Source organism: Synechococcus sp. CS-603 (assembly GCF_977929215.1).
The window spans coordinates 1,735,062-1,756,982 of sequence record NZ_OZ376778.1; the positions used below are offsets into that span (position 1 = coordinate 1,735,062).

Genomic DNA, 21,921 nt, shown 5'->3' on the forward strand with positions numbered 1-21,921 from the left:
TCCATGGAGCCGACCCCCACGCCACCGGCCGGTGCAAGGCGCACGATCCTGATCGACCCGGTGACCCGGATCGAAGGCCACGCCAAAATCACCATCCACCTGGGCGAGAACGGTGCCGTGGAGGGCGCCCGCTTCCACGTGACCGAATACCGCGGCTTCGAGAGGTTCTGCGAGGGGCGCCCGTTCACCGAGATGGCGGCGATCACCGCCCGCATCTGCGGCATCTGTCCGGTGAGCCACCTTCTCGCTGCAGCGAAAACCGGTGATCGGATCCTGTCCGTGACGATTCCGCCTACGGCCGTGAAGCTGCGGCGCCTGCTGAACCTGGCCCAGATCATTCAGTCGCATGCGCTGTCGTTCTTTCATCTCAGCAGCCCCGATTTCCTGCTGGGCTGGGACAGCGACCCCGCCAAGCGCAACATCTTCGGCCTGATCGCTGCTGACCCGGAACTGGCTCGCGGTGGCATTCGGCTACGCCAGTTCGGCCAGGAGCTGATCGAGCGGCTTGGGGGTCGCAAGATCCACGCCGCCTGGGCGGTGCCGGGCGGGGTACGCAGCCCTTTGGATCCGGCCGACCGCGAGGCGATCCAGGCGCGCTTGTCCGAAGCCTTCGCCACCACCAACGCTGCGCTTGATCGTTTCAAGGGGTTGCTGGATGGCCCATTGGCGGTGGAGGCGGCCACGTTTGGCTGTTTCCCATCCCTGTTCATGGGCCTGGTGGGGGCCGATGGCCGCTGGGAGCACTACGACGGCGATCTGCGCCTGATCGATGCTGTCGGCGCTGTGCTTGCAGAAGCCCTGCCTCAGCAGCAGATCAGCGAGGTGCTGGCTGAGGCGGTGGAACCCTGGACCTACCTGAAATTCCCGTATTACAGACCGCTCGGTCCGGAAGCTGGTAGCTACCGGGTCGGGCCACTGGCGCGGCTGAATGTGTGCACGCGCATCGGCACGGAGCGGGCTGATGCCGAGCTGCTGGAGCTGCGTCAGCGTGGCGGCCGCGTAGTCAATAGCTCTTTTTATTATCACCTGGCCCGCCTGATCGAAATCCTGGCGGCGCTCGAAGCGATCGAGGCCCTGCTCGACGATCCCGAGATCTGCACCAGACATGTGCGCGCCCATGCAGGGGTGAACACCTTTGAGGCGGTGGGGGTAAGCGAGGCGCCGCGCGGCACCCTGTTTCACCACTACCGCGTCGATGCCAATGGCCTGATTGAGGCGGTGAACCTGATCATTGCCACCGGCCAGAACAACCGAGCGATGAACCTCACGATCACCCAGATCGCCCGCACCTACATCCAGCCGGGCCAGAGCGAGATTGCCGAGGGCCTGCTCAACCGGGTGGAAGCGGGGATCCGCTGCTTCGATCCTTGCCTGTCGTGCTCCACCCACGCCGCCGGCCAGATGCCGTTGCATGTGCAACTGCTGGGGCCAGGCGGCGAGCTGCTGAGCGAGCGCTGGCGGGATTGAGGTCCCCGTGAGCACTCCAGAGGCGCCGCGGCGCGACCTGCTGATCGGCTGGGGCAACGCCCTCCGCGAAGACGACGGCGTGGGACGCGCCATCGCTGCGGAAGTGGAGGGCTGGGGGCTGGCGAACCTGTGCGTGATCGAGCGGACCCAGCTCACGCCCGAGCTGGCCCCAGAGCTGGCCGCCGCCCGGCGCGTGCTGTTTGTGGATGCGGCAGCTGAGGCGGCGGCTGGCTCAGATGGTTGGCGGCTGGAGCCGCTCCTGCCTCCGGCTTCTGGGCCAGCCGAGCTGTTCAGCCACCACACCAGCGCCGGCGGGCTGCTGCAGCTGGCCAACACGCTCTACGGCCGCCGCCCGCCGGCCTGGCAATTGCTGGTGACAGCTCACGGCATGGGCCTCAGCACCGAGCTCACGCCCGCGACCAAGGCTTTGCTGCCCGAGCTGCTGGCGGCCGTGCGTCGCTGGTGCAGCGGCGATGCATGAATTGGCCTTGATGGAGGAGGTGCGCCGCATTGCCCTGGCGGCGGCGGCGGCGCAGGGGGCCCGGCGGATTCACGCCGTGAAGCTCAGCGTGGGGCGGCTCTCAGGCGTAGACCCCGATGCGCTCGCCTTCGCGTTTGAGGTGGTGATGGCCGGCGGGCTGAGCGCGGGGGCGCAGCTGGAGCTGGAGGTGGTACCCACCGTGTGCCGGTGCGCGGCCTGCGATGAGAACTTCGAGCCGGTGGATGTGATCTACGCCTGTCCAGACTGCGGCTGCCTGTCGGCGGAGGTGCTGGCGGGGAGGGAGCTGGAGTTAACGGGGCTGGAGGTGAGCTGAGGCTTATGATTTATCGCTTTGATAATTCCGAGCATCAGCAAAGCGACCGCGCTATTAAGAAGAAATCAGCCACTGAATAACGATTGATTAGATTGCCATCGCGAGACAAAGAATTTAAACATGTTTGAATTCTGCATTCCTTTAATTATATTCATTAGGCACAATGATCTCCGCCTTTTTTCTAATATGGCCAGGATACCAGGTTGTAAATACTGCTGTGCCCAGCATCAAGGTGTAGCTGATTAGCTCGTAGCCCAGATCAGGCAAGATATATTCGTTTATCTTGCCTGTGGCCAGGAGGACGTTGATCGTGAAAGTCAGGGCCCAGGCTGAGCTCACGATCATATTTGTTCTGATAAATTTGGGGCTATGCCATAGAGATGGATTGGTATGTTCTTTTGCGTAATCCATCGTAAAAGGGTTCTTGAAAATCACGGTTAGCCAGGTAGCTGTAGCGAGGACTCCTGGGGCTATGACTCCCATATATTTCGCAACCCACATATTATTGAAACCAATGACGGCAATTGATGCGCTAGCAAAAAATGCTAGTCCGACCCATAGAATTACCCCCCGATGCAGTCGGGAAATTCCCATTCCAATGCTTAAAATAAGGGCAGTGATGAGTCCGAGCTTGAGGCGAAATAGACTGCCATGGGCAATGACTAAAAATGCAAGCCAAGGGGCGAAAGCTAGAATCAACTTCAGGAATATCATCTTTGCTTATTGAAATAACATGTTTCTTGGTAGCTAATAACATTCAGGGATTCAGCAATCGCCCATTGACCTTGAGATGAGGCCGTAAAAGTGCATTCAAGTCTTTGGATTTTCATCTCAAGACTGCTCCAGGGTAAAATCGTTGATGACATTGACCAACTGGGCGAAGACTGCCTTAGTGGGCTCGAAAACAAGAAGCTCCATTGGCTGCAGGCGCAGAAGATCCACCGCGCTCATTCTTTACGAGAGGAGTTATTCAGTGAATCCGTGAAGATCAGCATGATCTTCACGCCGCAGTCTCCAGACTTGTTAAAGGACAAGTCTGCATGAAATTTAAAAATTAGCCTTGCTGCATAGGCCAGCCAATCGACTCGCTTGCCAATACTTGAATGCAGCTCCCACCAGCCGGTCAGCCCTGAAAGAATTCGCCACAAAATAAGTCCATCACCGCCACTCTCCCCACCCCTGCCCACACTGGAAGCACTGCTCCCACCGGGCCCATGTGCTCCCACTGCTCCTGCGGCCAGCCCACCCGCACCGTCCAGCTTCGCCACAACCTGCTGGCCACCAACGACACAGCGGCGGAACGTAACCGCGAGCGCTTTGCTGCCGCTGGGCTGTTGGTGGTGAATGTCCTCTCAGCGCCGGGGTCCGGGAAAACCGCGCTGCTGGAGCAGCTCGCCCACCAGTGGCGTCCGGCCCCAGTGGGGGTGATCGTGGGTGATCTGGCCACCGACAACGACGCCATTCGTCTGCGGGCCGCCGGCGCCCGGGCCGTGCAGATCCAGACCGGTGATCTCTGCCATTTGGAGGCGGCGATGGTGGGGCGGGCCTTTGATCAACTCGAGCACCAGGGCATGGAGCTGCTGCTGATCGAGAACGTTGGCAATCTGGTCTGCCCCACCGCCTTTGATCTGGGCGAGCAGCTGCGGCTGGTGCTGCTCTCGGTCACGGAAGGGGAAGACAAACCGCTCAAATACCCGGCCCTGTTCAAATCCGCCGATGTGGTGGTGATCAACAAGGTCGACATCGCCGCAGCGGTGGGCTTCGATCGCGCCGCGGCCCTCGCCAACCTGGCCGGTGTGGCACCGCAGGCACAGATCTTCGAAGTCTCGGCCCGCAGTGGCGTCGGCCTTGACGCCCTGATGCACTGGTTCAGCCACCAGCGGCAATGACCACCGCCGGGCAACGGCGCCTGCGGCTTGAGGTCGAAGGGCTGGTGCAGGGGGTGGGCTTCCGTCCGTTCGTGCACCGGCTGGCCAGCTCCCTGGCGTTGGCGGGCTGGGTGGAGAACAACCCATCCGGTGTCTGCCTGGAGCTGGAGGGGGAGGAAGCGGCGCTTGAGTCCTTTCTGGAGCGCCTCGATCTGGAGCGGCCGCCCCACAGCCGCCTGGATCGGTTGGAGCAGCAGTGGGTGCCCGCCCAAGCCAACGGCCACCCCAACGGTTTCCAGATCCGGCCGCCCTCCGGCAGCGCGTCAAGTCCCACCGCTCTGGTGCCGCCCGATCTGGCCCCCTGCGCCGCCTGCCTGGCGGAATTGGTCGATCCGTCCAGCCGCCGCTGCGGCTACGCCTTCACCAGCTGCGCCCACTGCGGGCCCCGCTTCAGCATCCTGCGGGCCCTGCCCTTCGAGCGACGCCACACATCGCTGGCCTCCTTCCCCCTCTGCGCTGCCTGCTCGGGTGAATACACCGATCCGGCCAACCGCCGCTTTCACGCCCAGACCACGGGCTGCCCCGCCTGCGGTCCCCGCCTGAGCTGGTGGGCGGCCGCTGAGCCGCGGCTGAGCGATCCACCGCTGAGCACGGGCCTGCTCAGCCCCTGCCTGGCGGCGGCGGTAGTCGCATTGCGGGCGGGGCAGATCGTGGCGTTGCTGGGGGTCGGCGGTTTCCAGTTGCTCTGCCTGGCCGGATCGGAGGCGTCGGTGGCTGAGCTGCGGCGACGCAAGGGTCGACCCGAGAAGCCCTTTGCGCTGCTGGCGCCCGATCTGGCCTGGGTGCGGCGCCACTGTGTGCTGAGCCCCGAAGAAGAAGCGCTGCTCACCTCCCCGGCGGCACCGATCGTGTTGCTGCGGCGCCGGCCGCCGAGCGATGCCGCCATCGCCGCCAACGTGGCCCCGGCCAACCCCTGGCTGGGGGTGATGCTGCCCGCCAGCCCGTTGCACGCCCTGCTGCTGCGGGAACTGGGCGTGGCGCTGGTCGCCACCAGCGGCAACCGCTCCGGTGAACCGCTCTGCGCCGATCCCGAACGGGTGGAGGCGGAGCTGGGTGCGATCGCCGATGGTTTTTTGGTCCACAACCGCCCGATCGCCAACCCCGTCGACGACAGCGTGGTGCAGCTGGCGGCGGGCCGGCCGCTGCGGCTGCGCCACGCCCGCGGCACAGCCCCCACCACGCTCGATCTCTCCGCCCTGCTGCCCCACCCGGATGCGCTTGCCGGTGTGGTCGCCATGGGCGCTCAGCTCAAGGGCAGCCTGGCGATCGGCCTCCCCGGCGGTCGCGCCTGGCTCGGCCCCCACCTGGGCGACCTCGACAGCCTCGCGTCTGAGCTGCGCTTGCGCGAGGTCCTCAGCAGCGCCCTTGAGCGCCTCGGCCTCACGCCCCGCCGCTTTGTGGTCGATGGCCACCCCGCCTACGTCTCGCGTCGGATCGGTGAGGAACTGGCAGCGGCAGCAGGCGTGCCACTACTGCCGGTGCAGCATCACCACGCCCATGTGCTGGCAGTGGCGGCCGAGCACGGTCTCGTCCCACCGCTGCTGGGGGTGGCCTGGGATGGCGCTGGCTACGGCGGCGACGGCAGCCTCTGGGGCGGTGAGTGCCTGCGCCTGGAGCCGGCCGCACCGGGCCAACCGGCCCGCTTCCAGCGTCTGGCGCAGCTGCGGCCGTTTCCGTTGCCCGGCGGCACACCGGCCCTGCGTGAACCACGCCGCGCCGCCCTGGGCCTGCTAGCAACCGCCTTCGGCGACAGCTCCCGCAGCACTCATTCCGCCTTCAGTGCTGAGGAGAAGCGGGTGCTGCTTGCCCTGTTGCGCCGCGGCGGCCCGCATGCGCCGCTCTGCTCCAGCATCGGCCGCCTCTTCGACGCGGTGGCCTCCCTGCTGGGCTTGATCCAGGTCTGCAGCTTTGAAGGCCAGGCCGCCCTGCGCCTGGAGGCAGCCGCCTGGGAAGGGATGCGCGCCACAGCATTTGAGCTAGCCGGCCCCTACACCCTGCCGATCGGCCCTGCCAGCGAAACCATCGGCTCCAGCCAACCCGTACTGCCCCTGCAGATCAACTGGCAGCCCCTGCTCATCGCCCTGCTCGCCGATCGCGACCGCGGCGTGCCGGTGCCCGCCATCGCCCTGGCCTTCCACCAGGCACTGGCCGGGTTGCTGGTAGCGCTGGCCGAAACCTTTTCAGACACTCCCGGCGAGCGGCGCCTGCTGCTGGCGGGGGGCTGCTTCCAGAACCGCCTGCTGCTGCAACTCGCCGCCACTGCCCTGCAGCAGGCCGGCATCGAAGCACTCTGGCCCCAACGGATCCCTTGCAATGACGGCGGACTGGCCCTCGGCCAGCTGCTGGCGGCTGCCCAGTTTCTGTAAGGCCTCGCAACACTGAGAGCGGAAACGAACCAGCGACCTATAACAAAAGAAGGGCGGTCCCACCCCCGGACGCTGCACCTCTGCCGGAGCTCCGCGATGTGTCTGGCCTTACCCGGTGAACTGATCGCCATTGAAGACGGCCACCCCCCTGGCGTCGCTGTCGATCCCTCCGATCCGGCTGATGCCGCGCTCTGGCGCTTTGGGCTGGTGGATTTCGGTGGCGTCCAGCGCCAGGTGAGCCTGGCCTGCGTGCCCGAGGCCCGCCTTGGCGATCAGCTGCTGGTGCACGTGGGCTTCGCCCTCAGCGTGGTGCAGCCATGAGCACCGCCAGCATCGACGGCAACGAAGCGGTGGCCCGCGTTGCTTACCGCCTCAACGAGGTGATGGCGATCTACCCGATCACCCCGGCAACGCCGATGGGCGAATGGGCCGACGCCTGGGCCGCAGCCGGCCGCCCCAACCTCTGGGGCAGCGTGCCGCAGGTGATCGAACTACAGAGCGAGGGCGGCGCCGCCGGGGTGCTGCATGGTGCCCTGCAGGCGGGGACGCTGGCCTCCACCTTCACCGCGTCGCAGGGGTTGCTGCTGATGCTGCCCAACCTCTACAAAATCGCCGGTGAACTCACCGCCACCGTGCTGCATGTGGCCTCAAGGGCCTTGGCGGGCCAGGCCCTCTCGATCTTCGGTGACCACGGCGATGTGATGGCCACCCGCGGCAGCGGTTGCGCCCTGCTCTGCTCGGGCTCGGTGCAGGAGGCGGGCGACTTCGCCGCGATCGCCACCGCCGCCAGCCTGCGCGCCCGGCTCCCGTTCCTGCACTTCTTCGACGGCTTCCGCACCTCCCACGAGATCCAGCGGGTGGAGCTGATCGATGACGCCGTGCTGCACGCCCTGGTGCCCCAGGAGCTGGTGGCCGCCCACCGCCGCCGCGGCCTCTCCCCCGACCACCCGGTGATCCGCGGCACCAGCCAGAACCCCGATGTGGCCTTCCAGGCCCGCGAGGCCGCCAACCCCTTCCACGCCGCCGCCCCCGCGATCGTTCAAGAGGTGATGGACGCCTTTGCTGCCCTCACCGGCCGCGCCTATCACCTGTTCGATTACGTCGGTGCCGCCGATGCCGAGCGGGTGCTGGTGCTGATGGGCTCCGGCGCTGAAACCGCCCAGGAAACGGTGGAAGCGCTCAACGCCGCCGGCGAGCGGGTGGGGCTGCTGAAGGTGCGCCTGTTCCGCCCGCTCGATACCACCGCCCTGATCGCCGCCCTGCCGCCATCGATTCGGGCGATTGCCGTGCTCGATCGCTGCAAGGAACCCGGCAGCGGCGCCGAACCCCTCCTGCTCGATGTGGGCCAGGCCCTGCTGCAGGCCTGGGCCGAAAAGCCCGGCCCCCTGCCGCGCCTGATCGGCGGCCGCTATGGCCTGGCCTCAAAAGACTTCACCCCAGCGATGGTCAAGGCGGTCTTCGACGCCCTGGCCCGCCCCGATCCACCCGGGCGCTTCACGGTCGGCATCACCGACGACGTCACGCGCCTCTCGCTGCCGGTGGACGCCAGCTTCTGCACCGAAGCCGCCGACTTTCGCGCCATCGTCTATGGCCTCGGCTCCGACGGCAGCGTCGGCGCCAACAAGAACGCGATCAAAATCATCGGTGATCACACCGATCTCTACGCCCAGGGCTACTTCGTCTACGACTCGAAGAAATCAGGTTCAGTCACCGTCTCGCACCTGCGCGTCAGCCGCACCCCGATCCACTCCTGCCACCTGGTGCAGCAGGCCCACCTGGTGGCCTGCCACCAATGGGATTTTCTTGGCCGCTTCGATCTGCTCGAAGCGGCCCTGCCCGGCGGCACATTGCTGCTCAACAGCCCCTTTCCCCCAGAAGAGGTGGCGATGCGGCTGCCGGCGTCGGTGCGGCAGGCGATCCGCGCCAAGCAGCTGACGGTGCAAAGCATCGACGCCACGGCAATCGCCCGTGAGCTGGGGCTGGGCGGGCGCATCAACACGGTGATGCAGACCTGCTTCTTTGCCCTGGCCGATGTGCTGCCGCAACAACAGGCGCTTGAGGCGATCCGAGAGGCAATTCGCCACAGCTATGGCCGCAAGGGGGGGCGCATCGTGGAGGCCAATCTCCAGGCCGTCGACGCCAGCCGGGCCCGGCTGCAGCAGGTGCCGATCGCAGACGACGAGCCGGCCAGCGCTGCTGCTGCTGCAGATCCAAGCCAGGCCCCAGCCCCCGATCCGCTGGCGGCGGCATCCGCTGCGCTGCGCCGGCTGATCGCCCCCCAGCTGGCCCGCCAGGGCGACCGTTTGCCCGTGAGCGCCCTGCCCGCCGACGGCAGCTTCGCCACCGGCACCGCCCGCTTCGAGAAGCGCAACATCGCCGAATCCGTGCCGGTCTGGGACACCGAGGTGTGCGTGCAGTGCGGCAAGTGCGTGATGGTCTGCCCCCACGCCGTGATCCGCGCCAAGGTGGTGGAGCCCGCCGCCCTGGCGGACGCCCCGGCCGGCTTCGCCCACGCCGCGGCCCGCGACCACCACTGGCAGGGGCAGAGCTTCACCCTGCAGGTGGCCGCCGAAGACTGCACCGGCTGCGGCCTCTGCGTGGAGGTCTGCCCGGCCCGCAACCGGGCCGAACCGCGCCGCAAGGCGATCAACATGGAACCGCAGCGCCCCCTGCGTGAGCAGGCCCGCGGCCACTGGGACTTCTTCCTCTCCCTGCCGAACCCCGAGCGCGGCGCCCTCAACCTGGCCCACGTCAATCAGCAGCAACTGCAGGAGCCGCTGTTCGAATTCTCCGGCGCCTGCGCCGGCTGCGGCGAAACCCCTTACATCAAGCTCGCCAGCCAGTTGTTCGGCGATCGCATGGTGGTGGCCAACGCCACGGGCTGCTCCTCGATCTACGGCGGCAGCCTGCCCACCACGCCCTGGAGCTCCAACCGTAACGGCCGCGGCCCCGCCTGGTCCAACTCCCTGTTCGAAGACAACGCCGAGTTCGGACTCGGTTTCCGCGTCGGCTTCGACCAGCGCCGCGTTATCTCCGCCCAGCTGCTGCGCGACACGCCCGGCCTTCCCGCCGGTCTGCGTCAGGGCCTGCTGGAGGCTGACCAGCACGATGAGCCGGGCATTTTCGAGCAACGGCAGCGGGTCGTGGAGCTGCGGCAGTGGCTGGAGGCCAACGCCCCCACCAGCGCCCTCAACGACCTGGCCGACGACTTGGTCAAACGCAGCGTCTGGATGATCGGCGGCGACGGCTGGGCCTATGACATCGGCTACGGCGGCCTCGACCACGTGCTGGCCGGCGGCCACGACGTCAACATCCTGGTGCTCGACACCGAGGTGTACTCCAACACCGGCGGCCAGATGTCGAAGGCGACGCCGCTGGGCGCCGTGGCCAAATTCGCCAGCGGCGGCAAGGCCACCGCCAAGAAGGATCTGGGCCTGATGGCGATGACCTACGGCCACGTCTACGTGGCCAGCGTGGCCATGGGTGCCTCCCAGGAGCAGACCCTGCGGGCCTTCCTGGAGGCGGAGTCGTATCCGGGGCCCTCGCTGATCCTGGCCTATTCCCACTGCATCGCCCATGGCATCGACATGGCCCAGGGGATGACGCAGCAGCAGCGGGCCGTGGACTCGGGGCGCTGGCTGCTCTACCGCCACGACCCACGCCGCAGCGAGCGGGGCGAGAATCCGCTCCAGCTCGACTGCCCTGAACCGAAACTGGCCATGGCCGAAGCGATGGCGGGCGAAAACCGCTTCCGCCTGCTGGGCTATAGCCATCCTGACCAGGCCCGTGCTCTGACACGACAGGCCCAGGCTGAAGCCCTCCAGCGCTGGCACCAGTACGCAGCCCGCGCCGCCGCCCCGGCGGATGCCAGCAAGGGAGCCCCCCCATGAACGGCCCCGACCTCGCTACCACCTATCTGGGCCTGCCCCTCTCCTCACCGCTGGTGGTCGGCGCCGCCGCGCCGCTCAGTGCTGACCCCGACTTGATCCCGCGCCTGGCTGAGCAGGGCGCTGCGGCCGTGGTGCTTCATTCACTCTTCCTCGAGCAGATCGAGCACGACTGGCAGGAATGGGAGCACCACCAGCAGCATGGCAGCGAGAGTTTTGCTGAATCGCTGAGCTTTGTGCCGCCCAATGCCCCCACGCACCTCGGCATCGCGGGCTACCTGCAGGAGATTGAAAGCGCCCGCCGCCGGGTGGACATCCCCATCATCGCCAGCCTCAACGGAAACGCAGGCGGCCACTGGGCCGGCACGGTGCGGGCGATCGAGCAGGCCGGTGCGCAGGCGATCGAGCTCAACCTCTACGCCGTGCCTACCGATGCCGAGCGCAGCGGCGGCGAACTGGAGGAAGAGCAGCTGGCGATCGTGTCCACGGTCTGCACGGCCACCCGTCTGCCGGTGGCCGTAAAGCTCAGCCCCAGCTACACGAACCTGGCTCATTTCGCCCGTCGCCTCCACCAGGCCGGTGCTCGCGGACTGGTGCTGTTCAACCGCTTCTTCCAGCCTGACATCGACATCGAAGCCCTTGAGCATGTCTCGAATGTGCTGCTCAGCTCTGCTGCCGATCTGCGCCCGCCGCTGCGTTGGATCGCCCTGTTAGAAGGCCAGGTGCCGCTGGATTTCGCCGCCAGCGGCGGCGTCGCCCACGGCACCGACGTGGTGAGGCTGCTGATGGTGGGCGCCAGCGTCACCATGGTGGTGTCGGACTTGCTGCGCCATGGCCCCGGTCAGCTGCGGCAGCTGGAAACCGAGCTCACTGGCTGGCTCGAACAGCACAACTACGCCTCCGTGCAGGACTTGCGGGGCTGCATGAGCCAGCGGCGCTGCCCCGACCCGGCCGCTTTCGAGCGGGCCCAGTACGTGCGGGCGATCAGTACCAGTCCAGCCGGCAGCGCTCTAGGCACCCATCTGTGAGCGCCCTGCTGGAGCCCTTCCGCCGGCCGGAGCGGGTGCGGCGCCTCACCGCCGAACTGCGCCAGGCCACCACGCGTCCCTGGACCCTGATGGAGGTCTGCGGCGGCCAGACCCACGCGATCCTGCGCCATGGTCTCGACCGTCTGCTGCCCGATGGTCTGGAGCTGATTCACGGACCCGGCTGCCCGGTCTGCGTCACTCCGGCGGCGGCGATTGATCGGGCCCTGGAGCTGTCCACCAGCCCCGGGGTGATCCTCTGCTCCTACGGCGACATGCTGCGGGTGCCGGGATCGGCGGGCCGCAGCCTGCTGGAACAGCGTGCCGAAGGCGCCAATGTCCGGGTCGTCGCTTCACCCCTCGATGTGCTTGCCATCGCCCGAGATCATCCAGGCTGCCGTGTGGTGTTCTTCGCGGTGGGCTTCGAGACCACAGCGCCGGCCACCGCCTTGCTGGCCCATCAGGCCTGGCGGTCGGGGCTTACCAACTTGGCTCTGCTTGTGGTGCATGTGCGGATCCCCCCGGCGATGGAGGCGTTGCTGGCAGCTCCGGAAGGCCGTGTGCAGGGCTTCCTGGCCGCTGGCCACGTCTGTGCGGTGATGGGTAGCGAGGAGCTGGAGCCGATCTGCCAACGCTTCCGCGTGCCGGTGGTGGTCACGGGTTTCGAGCCGGTGGACCTGCTGGAGGGAGTGTTGTGCTGCGTGCGGCAGCTGGAGCGGGGCGAGAGCAGGGTGGAGAACGCCTATACCCGCGCCAGCCCGCCGCAGGGAAACGCTGCGGCCCGGGCCCTGATCGCGCGGGTGTTCGAGCCGGTGGATCAGGAATGGCGTGGCCTTGGCGTGTTCCCTGCCAGCGGTCTGCGCCTGCGGCCGCCCTACGACGCCCTTGATGCCGATTTCATGCAAGCGTCTTCTCCTGGAATCCCAGCAGCCTCTCTTGGCAGCCCCTCTATCTGCATCAGCGGCCGGGTTCTGCAGGGCCTGGACCGCCCCACAGACTGCCCCTCCTTCGGGGTGGCCTGCACGCCGGAGCGGCCGCTGGGGGCACCGATGGTGTCTGCGGAAGGGGCCTGCGCCGCCTACTGGCACTATCGCCAACGGGACGGCAGCGCTGCAGCCGGGGTGCCCTGAGCGATGGAGATCATGCACGGAGTCGGCTGCCCCATGCCCTCAGATCCCGCCGAACGGGTTCAGCTGGGCCATGGTGGCGGCGGCGGCCTCAGCCAGCGGCTGATTGAGGAGCTGTTTGTGCCGGCCTTCGGTCCCGCCGATGGGGTCCTTCACGATGCTGCCACGCTTGCTGCTGGGCCTGGGGCACTGGCCTTCACCACCGACTCTTATGTGGTGCGGCCCTTGGTTTTCCCTGGCGGCGACATTGGCCGGCTGGCGGTGATCGGCACCGTCAACGACCTGGCGATGGTGGGCGCATGCCCCTTGGCCCTCAGCCTGGCTCTGATCCTGGAGGAAGGCCTGGCGATGGCCATGCTTCGGCACATAGTGGCTGCCATCCGCACAGTGGCTGCGGAGTGCGGCGTTCCGGTGGTGACCGGCGACACCAAGGTGGTGGAGCGGGGCAAGGGGGATGGCATTTTCATCACCACCAGCGCCGTGGGCCGCCTGGGGCCGGGTCCCGCCATCGGCCCACCTGCGGTTCAGCTCGGTGACGCGATCCTGGTGAGTGGCGATCTGGGACGCCACGGGGTGGCGATCCTGGCGGCACGCCAGGAGCTGGGCTTCCGTACGGATCTGCAAAGTGATTTGGCCTCGCTCCTGCCGGCGGTGCAGGCGCTGCTGGCGGAAGGGCTGGCCGTGCATGCCCTGCGGGACCTCACCCGCGGTGGGCTCGCCAGCGCGCTCACTGAAATCGCCCGCGGCGTCGGGCTGGAGCTACGGATCCAGGAGGCGGCCGTGCCGATTGCGCCCGCTGTGGCCAGTGCCTGCGCCCTATTGGGCCTTGACCCGCTGGCCATGGCCAACGAAGGCCGCCTCGTCCTGTTCCTACCCACCGCCCAGGCGGAGCAAGCCCGTGCCGTGCTTCAGACCTTCCAGCCCGAAGCCGCGATCATCGGCACGGTGGCCGCTGCCGGTAGCGCTATGGGCGGCATCGTGCTGCTGGAGAACGCCTACGGGGTGCTTCGGCGGTTAACGCTGGGCCAGGGCGAGCAACTGCCGCGCATCTGCTGACCACTGCGGCAGTCACACCAGCGCCAGGCCAGCCGAATCGAAGACCCCTTCAAACAGCACAGAGCTGAGATAGCGCTCGCCGGAATCGGGCAGCACCACAACGATCGTTTGGCCTGCGTAGGCCGCTTCGGCGGCCAGGCGAAGGGCCGCCACCGTGGCCGCTCCGCAGGAGATCCCCGCCAGGATGCCTTCCTCACGCATCAGCCGCCGGGCCATCTCCACGGCCTCTTCGTTGCTGACGGCTTCCACCCGATCCACCAGGCTGAGGTCGAGGTTATCGGGTACGAAACCGGCGCCGATCCCCTGGATTTTGTGGGGCCCAGGCACCAATGGCTGCCCCTGCATGGCTTGGCTGATCACCGGGCTGTTCTCCGGTTCGACCGCCACCGACACCAGGGGCTGGCCCAGGGTGGTCTTGATGTAGCGGCTGACGCCGGTGATCGTGCCGCCGGTGCCCACGCCCGCCACCAGCACATCCACGGTGCCTTCGGTGTCGTCCCAGATTTCCGGGCCGGTGGTGTCGTGGTGGATCTGGGGGTTGGCGGGGTTGGAGAACTGCTGCAGCAACACGTAGCGCTCGGGATCGGAGGCGGCGATCTCACGGGCGCGGCCCACGGCTCCTGTCATGCCGAGCCGGCCTTCGGTGAGCTCCAGTTGGGCGCCGTAGGCGGCCAGCAGCTTGCGCCGCTCCAGGCTCATCGTCTCCGGCATGGTGAGGGTGAGCGGCAGACCCCGCGAAGCCGCCACGAAGGCCAGGGCAATGCCGGTGTTGCCGCTGGTGGGCTCGATCAACTCCTTGCCAGGACCGAGCAGGCCATCTTTCTCCGCCTGCCAGATCATCGCCGCGCCGATCCGGCATTTCACCGAGAAAGCAGGGTTGCGCCCCTCAATTTTGGCCAACACCGTGGCCTTGCTCTCGCCCACCACCCGGTTGAGCTTGACCAGCGGGGTGCGGCCGATGCTGAGGCTGCTGTCGGCGAAGATCGTGGTCATCGGTGGATCCCTGGCATCAACGAGGCAAAACTATTTTCAGACTTCGACCCTAGGCAAGGGGAGCAAAAGTCTTGTGGTTTTGGCTTTAGCTGTCTGGCAGAGATCAGGCCCTGAGCCGCTTCTCGGAGCGCCAGTAGCCGGCCGACTGGACCACCAGGAGCAAAACAACTGCCGGGACCACCACCAGCAGGGTGAACCATTGCAGCGGTGCACTCAGCTCGGGCTGCACATAAGGCACAACTTGCTCCAGCAGGAAAAGGCCGTACAGGCCGAGCAAGATCCCCCCCTCGCGGCGGGTGATCACTCCGCCTGTCCAGAAGATCGGCAGGCAGGCCAGGGTGGTGGCCACCATGATCGGCAGATCCCGCTGAATCATGGTCGGGTCGACCGTGAGGCCCCGGCTTCCCGAGAGAAAGGCGCAGCTGCCCAGGATCAGCATCTGGTTCATCAGGTTGCTGCCCACCACGTTGCCGATCGCCAGATCGCCCTTGCCCCGCAGGGCCGCCACGATCGAAGTGACCAGTTCCGGCATCGAGGTGCCGGCCGAAACGATCGTCAGTCCGATCACGGTCTGGCTCACCCCCAGGCCAAGGGCGATCGCCGTGGCCCCCTTCACCAGAATCTGCGACCCCCAGATCAGCACGGCCAGGCCGGCCACCAACTTGATCAGGGCCGGCTTCAGGCTGATGTCCGACTCGCCTAGATCCAGGTCGTTATCTCCCTCAACACTGCCTTTATCCGGACTGCCTTCATCGGGCAGGCCTTCTTCGGACAGACCGCCTTGAGAATCGGCGGCCTCGGAGATTTTGGCTTCCCTTGATGTGCGAATTTCCCAGATGGTGTTGATCACCAAGGCCACCAGCAAGGCCACACCCGCCTGCCAGGTGACCCGCCCGGCCGAGGCCATGCCCCACACCGCCATCGACACCGCCAACAGGATCGGCACATCACGGCGGACGAGCCGGCTCTGCACCCGCAACGGCAGGATCACGGCGCTGCAGCCCAGCACCACCATCATGTTGAAGATGTTGCTACCGACCACATTGCTCACGGCTAGATCATCGGAACCCTGAAGCGTGGACAGCAGGCTCACGAACAGTTCCGGTGTACTGGTGCCCAGAGCGACGACGGTGAGCCCGATCACCAACTGGGGAATTCCCAGCAGCAGGGCCAGCGCCACCGAACCCTGAACGAACAGCTCGCCGCCTCCGAACAGCAACAGGATTCCAACGACGATCTCCACGACGCTGAGCACGGCAGGGCTGAGCACGGCAGGACGGCGAGAGGCAGGTGGGAGTCTGACGGGTCATGGGACTGGTGTCCTGCCTCCTTCGTTTCCGCTGGCGGCTCTGCAGCGTGTTGCCACAGATCCAGAGCAAAGCAAGGGATGGCATCGGTGCAGTTTCTAAGGTTGCTCCGCGCCGCACTCCAGCCACCCGTTGATGATCACCAATCGCATCAACTTCCATCATCTCAAGGGTGATCTGTTCGGGGGTGTCACCGCTGCGGTGATTGCCCTGCCGATGGCGTTGGCCTTTGGTGTCGCGTCCGGGGCTGGGGCCGCTTCCGGTCTCTGGGGGGCGGTGCTGGTGGGATTCTTTGCCGCCCTGTTCGGAGGCACTCCCACCTTGATCTCCGAACCCACCGGTCCCATGACCGTGGTGATGACGACGGTGATCGCTGGCCTCACTGCTGCGAATCCGGAGAACGGCATGGCCATGGCCTTCACGGTGGTGATGCTGGCCGGCGCCTTCCAGATTCTCTTCGGACTGCTGAAGCTGGGTCGTTACATCACGATGATGCCCTACACCGTGATCTCGGGCTTCATGTCCGGGATCGGCATCATCCTGATCATTCTTCAGATCGGTCCGTTCCTGGGCCAGGCCATTCCCCCCGGCGGTGTGATGGGGACCCTGCGGGCGATCCCTGAGTTGCTGGGCCAGACGCAGCCGATCGAAACCTTTCTGGCGCTGCTCACGGTGGCGATCATCTGGTTCACGCCCTCCCGGTTCAAGCAACTGGTGCCGCCCCAGTTGCTTGCTCTGGTGGCGGGAACGGTGGTCTCTTTGCTGATCTTCGGTGGTGAGGACATCCGCCGCATCGGCTGGATTCCCTCCGGTCTCCCGCCTCTCCAGCTCCCCACCTTCATGCCCGGCGAAATCCAGCGCATGCTCTTCTATGGCGCGGTGCTGGGGATGCTGGGCTCCATTGATGCCCTGCTCACCTCGATGGTGGCCGACAGCCTCACCCGCACCGAGCACAATTCCAACAAAGAATTACTGGGGCAGGGCCTGGGCAATGTGGTCTCCGGCCTGTTCGGTGGCATCGCCGGAGCCGGTGCCACGATGGGCACGGTCGTGAACATTCAGGCCGGCGGTCGCACGGCCCTCTCCGGCCTGACCCGGGCCGTCGTGTTGATGGTGGTGATCCTGGGAGCCTCGGGGCTGGCCTCCTCGATTCCGATGGCCGTGCTCGCCGGCATCGCCCTCAAGGTGGGTATCGACATCATCGACTGGGGCTTCCTCAAGCGGGCCCATCACCTCTCGATGAAGGGGGCCCTGATCATGTATGGGGTGATTCTGCTCACGGTCCTGGTGGATCTGATGGTGGCGGTGGGGGTTGGGGTGTTCGTGGCCAACTTCCTGACGATCGAGCGGATGAACACCCTGGAATCGCAGGGGGTGAAAGCGATCAGCACCGGCGATGGCGATACCGATCTATCGGTGGCAGAAAAGCGGCTGCTGGATCAGGCGAAGGGCAAGGTGCTGCTGTTCCAGCTCAATGGAGCCATGATTTTTGGGGTGGCCAAGGCGATCTCCAGGGAACACAACGCCATCACCAGCTGCGATTCCGTCATCTTTGACCTCACGTCTGTGACCCACCTGGGTGTCACGGCGGCCCTGGCCCTCGAGAACGCGGTGGAAGAAGCGGTCGAGAAGGGCCGCGCCGTCTATGTGGTGGGTGCCACGGGCACCACCTTCCAGAGGCTCGAAAAACTTCGGATGTTCGAGATCTTGCCCCCTGAGCGGGTGACCCTCTCCCGCCTCGTTGCCCTCAATCAGGCCGTGGCCAAGGCCGGCGTGGCGTAATCGCTGCCGGACCGCGCTAAAGCATGGGGCGTCCGCGATCCTCTGTCGCCATGGCCGAATTGGTGCAGCCCGACCCAGACGAGGCTGATCTGGCTGCACTCGTCGCCGGCGGCCATGCCTGGGAGGTGGAGTCTGTGCTCGCTGCCCTCGGCAGCGACGGGCTCCTGGGTCTGAGCGAGCCGCAGTCCGCTCTGCGACTGAGGCGTTTCGGCCCCAATGAGCTGAGCGGGCGACGGGAGCCACCGCTGTGGTGGCGTTTTCTGGGGCAGTTCAATGACCCGCTCCTCTATGCCCTGCTGATCACCGGCGCCATCAAGGCCCTGATCCATTCGCTCACTGAAGCGCTGGTGATCTGGAGTGTGACCCTGATCAACGCGCTGATCGGTTTCGTGCAGGAAAGCAAAGCCGAGACCGCCATCGCTGCCCTGGCCCGCTCGGTGCGCACTGACAGCGCGGTGATCCGCGAGGGCCAGCAGCGCCTGATTCCCTCCCAGGACCTGGTGGTGGGTGATCTGGTCCGCCTGGAGGCAGGCGCCAGGATCCCGGCTGATCTGAGGTTGGTGGCTGCCCGAAACCTGCAGGTCGACGAGTCAGCTCTCACCGGCGAATCCATCCCGGTGGAGAAGGGCGTTGCCCCTGTGGCTCAGGCAGTAGCCGTGGCTGAGCGGAGCGACATGGCCTATGCGGGCAGTTTCGTCACGGCGGGCGTTGGCTGCGGGGTTGTCGTGGCCAGTGGAAACGACACCGAAGTGGGTCAGATCTCCGGCCTGCTGCGCAAGCCCTCCGTGCTGACGACCCCACTCACGCGCACGATCCGGCGATTCAGCCGAACGTTGCTGCAATTGATCCTGGTGCTGGCCGGCATCACCTTTGCTGTTGGTTTGATCCGGGGCCGGGGGGCGGTGGAGATGTTTGACGGAGCCGTGGCCCTGGCTGTGGGGGCCATCCCCGAGGAGCTGCCGGCGATCGTGACCATCACCCTGGCGATCGGCGTGGGCCGCATGGCCCGGCGCAACGCGATCATCCGCAAGCTCCCCGCCGTGGAGGCCCTGGGCAGCACCACCGTGATCTGCTCCGACAAGACCGGCACCCTCACCCAGAACCGGATGACGGTGCGCGAGATCTATGCCGGAGGCAGCCTGGTGGCCCTGGAGGATCTCTGGCCCTCCCGTTCGGGCGGTCCCGACCCCTTGCTCGACAACCGGGCCCTACAGGAAACCCTGCTCACGGGCCTGCTTTGCAACGACGCCCGCCTCGACCCGGAGGGCGATCTGGTGGGCGATCCCACCGAAGCCGCCCTGCTGGTGGCGGCCGAGTTGGCCGGCATCGACCGCGACCATGCCCTCGGCCACCACCCCCGCCAAGACGCGATTCCGTTCGCCTCCGAGCACCAGTACATGGCCACCCTGCACGGCAGCCGGCGCATCCTTGTCAAAGGGTCGCTGGAGGCGGTGTTGCCACGCTGCCGGCGCCAGCTGGATCGCACCGGCGTGGCGATCCCACTCGATGGTGCCGCCGTGGAGGTGGCCGTCACCGCCATGGCGGGGCGGGGCCTGAGGGTCCTGGCCTTCGCCATGGGCACCGCCACGGCCGATGAGACCAGCCTGGATCATCACCACGTCGCCGGAGGGCTCGACTTCCTCGGGCTGCAGGGCATGCTCGATCCGCCCCGTCCTGAGGCGCAGCGGGCCGTGGCGGCCTGTCATCAGGCGGGAATCACCGTGAAGATGATCACCGGCGACCACCTCGACACGGCCCTGGCGATCGCCCGCCAGATCGGCCTTTCCGGCAAGGGTGATGCGGTTGTGGGGGTGGAGGGCAAAGATCTGGCGGCCATGACCCCAGAGGCCCTTGCCGCCTGCGCCGATCGCACCGATGTGTTTGCCCGGGTGGCCCCCACCCAGAAACTGGAACTGGTGCGAGCCCTGCAGGCCCATGGCGCCGTGGTGGCCATGACCGGCGACGGCGTCAATGACGCCCCGGCCCTGCGCCAGGCCGACATCGGCATCGCCATGGGTCGCGGTGGCACCGAGGTGGCCCGGCAGGCCGCTGACATGTTGCTCACCGATGACGATTTCGCCTCGATCGAAGCAGCCGTGGAGGAGGGTCGCGGTGTGTACCTGAATCTGCGCAAGACCCTGGCCTTTGTGCTGCCCGTCAACGGCGGTGCCTCGATCACGATCCTGCTGGCGGCCGTGCTCGGGCTTGAGCTGCCGGTCACGGCCCTGCAGGTGCTCTGGCTCAACATGGTCAGCTCGCTGACCATGTCCGTACCACTGGCCTTTGAGCCCAAGCCAACAGGGCTGATGGTTCAGCCTCCCCGTCCGCCCAGCCAGCCGCTGCTGACCCCCAGGCTGATCCGGCGGGTGCTGCTGGTGTCCTTGTTCAACTGGGGGCTTGTCTTCAGCGTCTTCTTCGGGGGCAAGGCCATCGGCGCCGATCTGGACCTGGCGCGCACCATGGCCGTTCAAGCCCTGGTGCTCTCCCAGGTGGTCTACCTGGTCAGCATCAGCCAGGTGGGGCGTGGGCTCTGCCGTTTGGGCGCTGGCGGTTGGCAGGCGATCCGTCAGGCCCCGGCCCTGCTGCTGGGGGTAAGCGTTGGTTTGCTGCTCCAGTATCTGTTTAGCCAGGCGCCCTGGATGAACACCTTCTTCGGCACGGCCCCGCTGGGCCTGCGAGAATGGTTGATCTCTGCCCTGCCCATGCTGGCCATGCTGCCGGTGTCGTTGCTGGCGCAGCGGCTTGATCCCACCAGCGCTGCCTCCCGTTCCTGAGGGTCCTGTGTGACAAGCCAAGCCCTGCTGGCCAGCGTCGCCTTCGCCGTTGTGCTGCTGGTCACCGCTTTTGGCCTGACCCATCTCACCGAGGCGGCCCTGCTCGGTGCCGCTGTGGTTGTGGTCACGGGGGTGGTGACCATGGGCCAGGCGGTGGACAGCGTTGGAGCGGCCCAGGGCACCTTGACGCTGCTGTTCGGAATGATGGTGGTGGTGCGGGCTCTGGAGAGCACGGGTGTCTTCGCGGTGCTGGCCCATCGCCTGCTGGTGCTGGCGCGCGGGGAAGGACGTCGCCTGCTGCTCGCTTTGGTTGGCCTCGCCACCTTGATCGGAGCCTGGTTACCCAACGCCACCACGGTGCTGTTGCTCGGTCCCCTGCTGCCGCCGCTGGCCCGGGAGCTGGCGCTCGACCCCAGGCCCTTGCTGATCCTCCTGGTGCTCACAGCCAACAGCAGCGGGTTGCTGACCGTGATCGGTGATCCGGCTACCTTCATCGTCGCCAACGGCCTTGATGTTGGCTTCGGCCGTTATCTGGTGGACTTCGCCGGAGGGGGGCTGCTGGTGCTGGCGGCCATCCTGCCGACTCTTCCCTGGTTATATCGCGACATCTGGCGGGCCCGCTTTTCCCCCCACACAGCACCGCCGCCGCAGTTGCACCATCGCCCCACCCTGGTGCTGCTGCTGATGCTGCTGGCCGCGATGCTGGGCCTGTTCATCGGCGGCGACCTGCTGCCGGTGCCCCTCACCCCCGATGTGGTGGCGCTGTTGGGGGCGTCGGTCAGCCTCACGATCGTGCGCGTCGGCCGGCTGCTGCCGGTGGAGCGCCTGTTGGCAGACCTTGACTGGTCGACGCTGATCTACTTCATGGCGGTGTTCGTGTTGATCGGATCCCTGGAGCGCACCGGTGTGTTGGCCACCGTGGCCCTGGGTCTGGCCGATCTGGTGGGCAAGGATCTGTTCCTCTCCAGCCTGTTGCTTCTCGTTGCCACGGCCCTGCTCTCGGCGGTGGTCCCCAACATCCCCCTGCTGGCGGCCCTGACGCCCCTGCTGCTGGAAACATGCGAGCAGCAGGGGTTCGCCGCACCGCCAATCCCTCTGTTTGCAGCCCTGATGCTGGGAGGGACCCTCGGCGGCAATGCCACCTTGATCGGAGCCTCGGCCAACCTGGTGGCCGCCGGCATCGCCCGCCATGAAGGGGTGGCGATCAGTTTTCGCGGCTGGCTGCGCACCAGCCTGCCCACGGTTGCGCTGCAGCTGGCAGCGGCGGTCCTCTGGTTGCGGTTGAAAGCCTGAGGTGGCAAGCCCCCGACGATCACAGTTCGTTAACTGAGTCATAGGCAACGCAACTTCACGCAGCCCCCAGCTTCAGCATTACGGCACTTAACGTTTGCCAA

17 protein-coding genes are annotated in these 21,921 nt (G+C 66.5%); 13 read left to right on the forward strand and 4 right to left on the reverse strand.

Annotated features, from left to right (window positions below; all coding sequences use genetic code 11):
- Window positions 1–3 precede the first annotated feature (3 nt).
- From ACXMDM_RS09140 to hypA, 3 genes are read left to right on the forward strand one after another with little or no spacing between them, the layout of a single operon-like run.
- The gene (locus ACXMDM_RS09140) at window positions 4–1,467 is read left to right on the forward strand and encodes a Ni/Fe hydrogenase subunit alpha (RefSeq protein WP_259723163.1); all 1,464 of its coding nucleotides are present in this window, start codon (window positions 4–6) and stop codon (window positions 1,465–1,467) included.
- Between the two features lie 7 nt (window positions 1,468–1,474).
- Window positions 1,475–1,948 carry a hydrogenase maturation protease gene (locus tag ACXMDM_RS09145; protein ID WP_071801469.1) on the forward strand — a complete coding sequence of 158 codons (474 nt, stop codon included), beginning with the start codon at window positions 1,475–1,477 and terminating at the stop codon, window positions 1,946–1,948.
- Window positions 1,941–2,282: a hydrogenase maturation nickel metallochaperone HypA gene (hypA, locus tag ACXMDM_RS09150; protein WP_071801470.1), complete on the forward strand. Its 342-nt coding sequence runs from the start codon at window positions 1,941–1,943 to the stop codon at window positions 2,280–2,282. The genes ACXMDM_RS09145 and hypA overlap by 8 nt, the downstream gene beginning before the upstream one ends.
- A 141-nt stretch (window positions 2,283–2,423) precedes the next feature.
- On the opposite strand, the gene ACXMDM_RS09155 is transcribed toward hypA, so the two are convergent.
- Both ACXMDM_RS09155 and ACXMDM_RS09160 read right to left on the reverse strand, forming a co-directional pair.
- A complete protein-coding gene (locus ACXMDM_RS09155; RefSeq protein ID WP_499569468.1) occupies window positions 2,424–2,996 on the reverse strand; it encodes a hypothetical protein in 573 nt (190 codons plus the stop codon).
- 233 nt (window positions 2,997–3,229) lie between these two features.
- Entirely contained in the window at window positions 3,230–3,469 is a 240-nt protein-coding gene (locus tag ACXMDM_RS09160) for a hypothetical protein (RefSeq protein ID WP_259723161.1), read from the reverse strand.
- Between the two features lie 27 nt (window positions 3,470–3,496).
- On the opposite strand from ACXMDM_RS09160, the gene hypB reads away from it, so the two are divergent.
- From hypB to hypE, 7 genes are all read left to right on the forward strand, one after another.
- Entirely contained in the window at window positions 3,497–4,171 is a 675-nt protein-coding gene (hypB, locus tag ACXMDM_RS09165; RefSeq protein WP_259723160.1) for a hydrogenase nickel incorporation protein HypB, read from the forward strand.
- Window positions 4,168–6,576, forward strand: a complete 2,409-nt coding sequence (gene hypF / locus ACXMDM_RS09170; protein ID WP_259723159.1) for a carbamoyltransferase HypF — start codon at window positions 4,168–4,170, stop codon at window positions 6,574–6,576. Before hypB ends, hypF begins: the two co-directional genes overlap by 4 nt.
- A gap of 96 nt (window positions 6,577–6,672) precedes the next feature.
- Window positions 6,673–6,897 carry a HypC/HybG/HupF family hydrogenase formation chaperone gene (locus ACXMDM_RS09175; protein ID WP_071801480.1) on the forward strand — a complete coding sequence of 75 codons (225 nt, stop codon included), beginning with the start codon at window positions 6,673–6,675 and terminating at the stop codon, window positions 6,895–6,897.
- Window positions 6,894–10,466 carry a pyruvate:ferredoxin (flavodoxin) oxidoreductase gene (gene nifJ, locus ACXMDM_RS09180; protein ID WP_071801481.1) on the forward strand — a complete coding sequence of 1,191 codons (3,573 nt, stop codon included), beginning with the start codon at window positions 6,894–6,896 and terminating at the stop codon, window positions 10,464–10,466. The genes ACXMDM_RS09175 and nifJ overlap by 4 nt, the downstream gene beginning before the upstream one ends.
- A complete protein-coding gene (locus ACXMDM_RS09185) occupies window positions 10,463–11,491 on the forward strand; it encodes a dihydroorotate dehydrogenase-like protein (RefSeq protein WP_071801482.1) in 1,029 nt (342 codons plus the stop codon). The genes nifJ and ACXMDM_RS09185 overlap by 4 nt, the downstream gene beginning before the upstream one ends.
- Window positions 11,488–12,618, forward strand: a complete 1,131-nt coding sequence (gene hypD / locus ACXMDM_RS09190; protein ID WP_233830733.1) for a hydrogenase formation protein HypD — start codon at window positions 11,488–11,490, stop codon at window positions 12,616–12,618. Before ACXMDM_RS09185 ends, hypD begins: the two co-directional genes overlap by 4 nt.
- A gap of 33 nt (window positions 12,619–12,651) precedes the next feature.
- Complete coding sequence (gene hypE / locus ACXMDM_RS09195; RefSeq protein WP_233830736.1) at window positions 12,652–13,671, forward strand: hydrogenase expression/formation protein HypE; 1,020 nt, start codon at window positions 12,652–12,654, stop codon at window positions 13,669–13,671.
- A 12-nt stretch (window positions 13,672–13,683) separates the two neighbouring features.
- On the opposite strand, the gene cysK is transcribed toward hypE, so the two are convergent.
- Window positions 13,684–14,664 carry a cysteine synthase A gene (cysK, locus tag ACXMDM_RS09200; RefSeq protein WP_071801484.1) on the reverse strand — a complete coding sequence of 327 codons (981 nt, stop codon included), beginning with the start codon at window positions 14,662–14,664 and terminating at the stop codon, window positions 13,684–13,686.
- A gap of 103 nt (window positions 14,665–14,767) precedes the next feature.
- Window positions 14,768–15,934 (reverse strand): calcium/sodium antiporter, encoded by a 1,167-nt coding sequence (locus tag ACXMDM_RS09205; RefSeq protein WP_259723158.1) that lies wholly within the window; start codon window positions 15,932–15,934, stop codon window positions 14,768–14,770.
- Between the two features lie 169 nt (window positions 15,935–16,103).
- Between ACXMDM_RS09205 and bicA the strand changes: the two genes are divergently transcribed.
- Genes bicA through ACXMDM_RS09220 form a run of 3 tightly spaced genes read left to right on the forward strand, consistent with a single transcriptional unit; the run spans window position 16,104 to window position 21,820 of the window.
- Complete coding sequence (bicA, locus tag ACXMDM_RS09210) at window positions 16,104–17,753, forward strand: bicarbonate transporter BicA (RefSeq protein WP_259723157.1); 1,650 nt, start codon at window positions 16,104–16,106, stop codon at window positions 17,751–17,753.
- A gap of 50 nt (window positions 17,754–17,803) precedes the next feature.
- Window positions 17,804–20,527: a cation-translocating P-type ATPase gene (locus ACXMDM_RS09215; RefSeq protein WP_259723156.1), complete on the forward strand. Its 2,724-nt coding sequence runs from the start codon at window positions 17,804–17,806 to the stop codon at window positions 20,525–20,527.
- A 9-nt stretch (window positions 20,528–20,536) separates the two neighbouring features.
- Window positions 20,537–21,820 (forward strand): ArsB/NhaD family transporter, encoded by a 1,284-nt coding sequence (locus ACXMDM_RS09220; protein ID WP_259723155.1) that lies wholly within the window; start codon window positions 20,537–20,539, stop codon window positions 21,818–21,820.
- The last annotated feature ends 101 nt before the right edge of the window (window positions 21,821–21,921 follow it).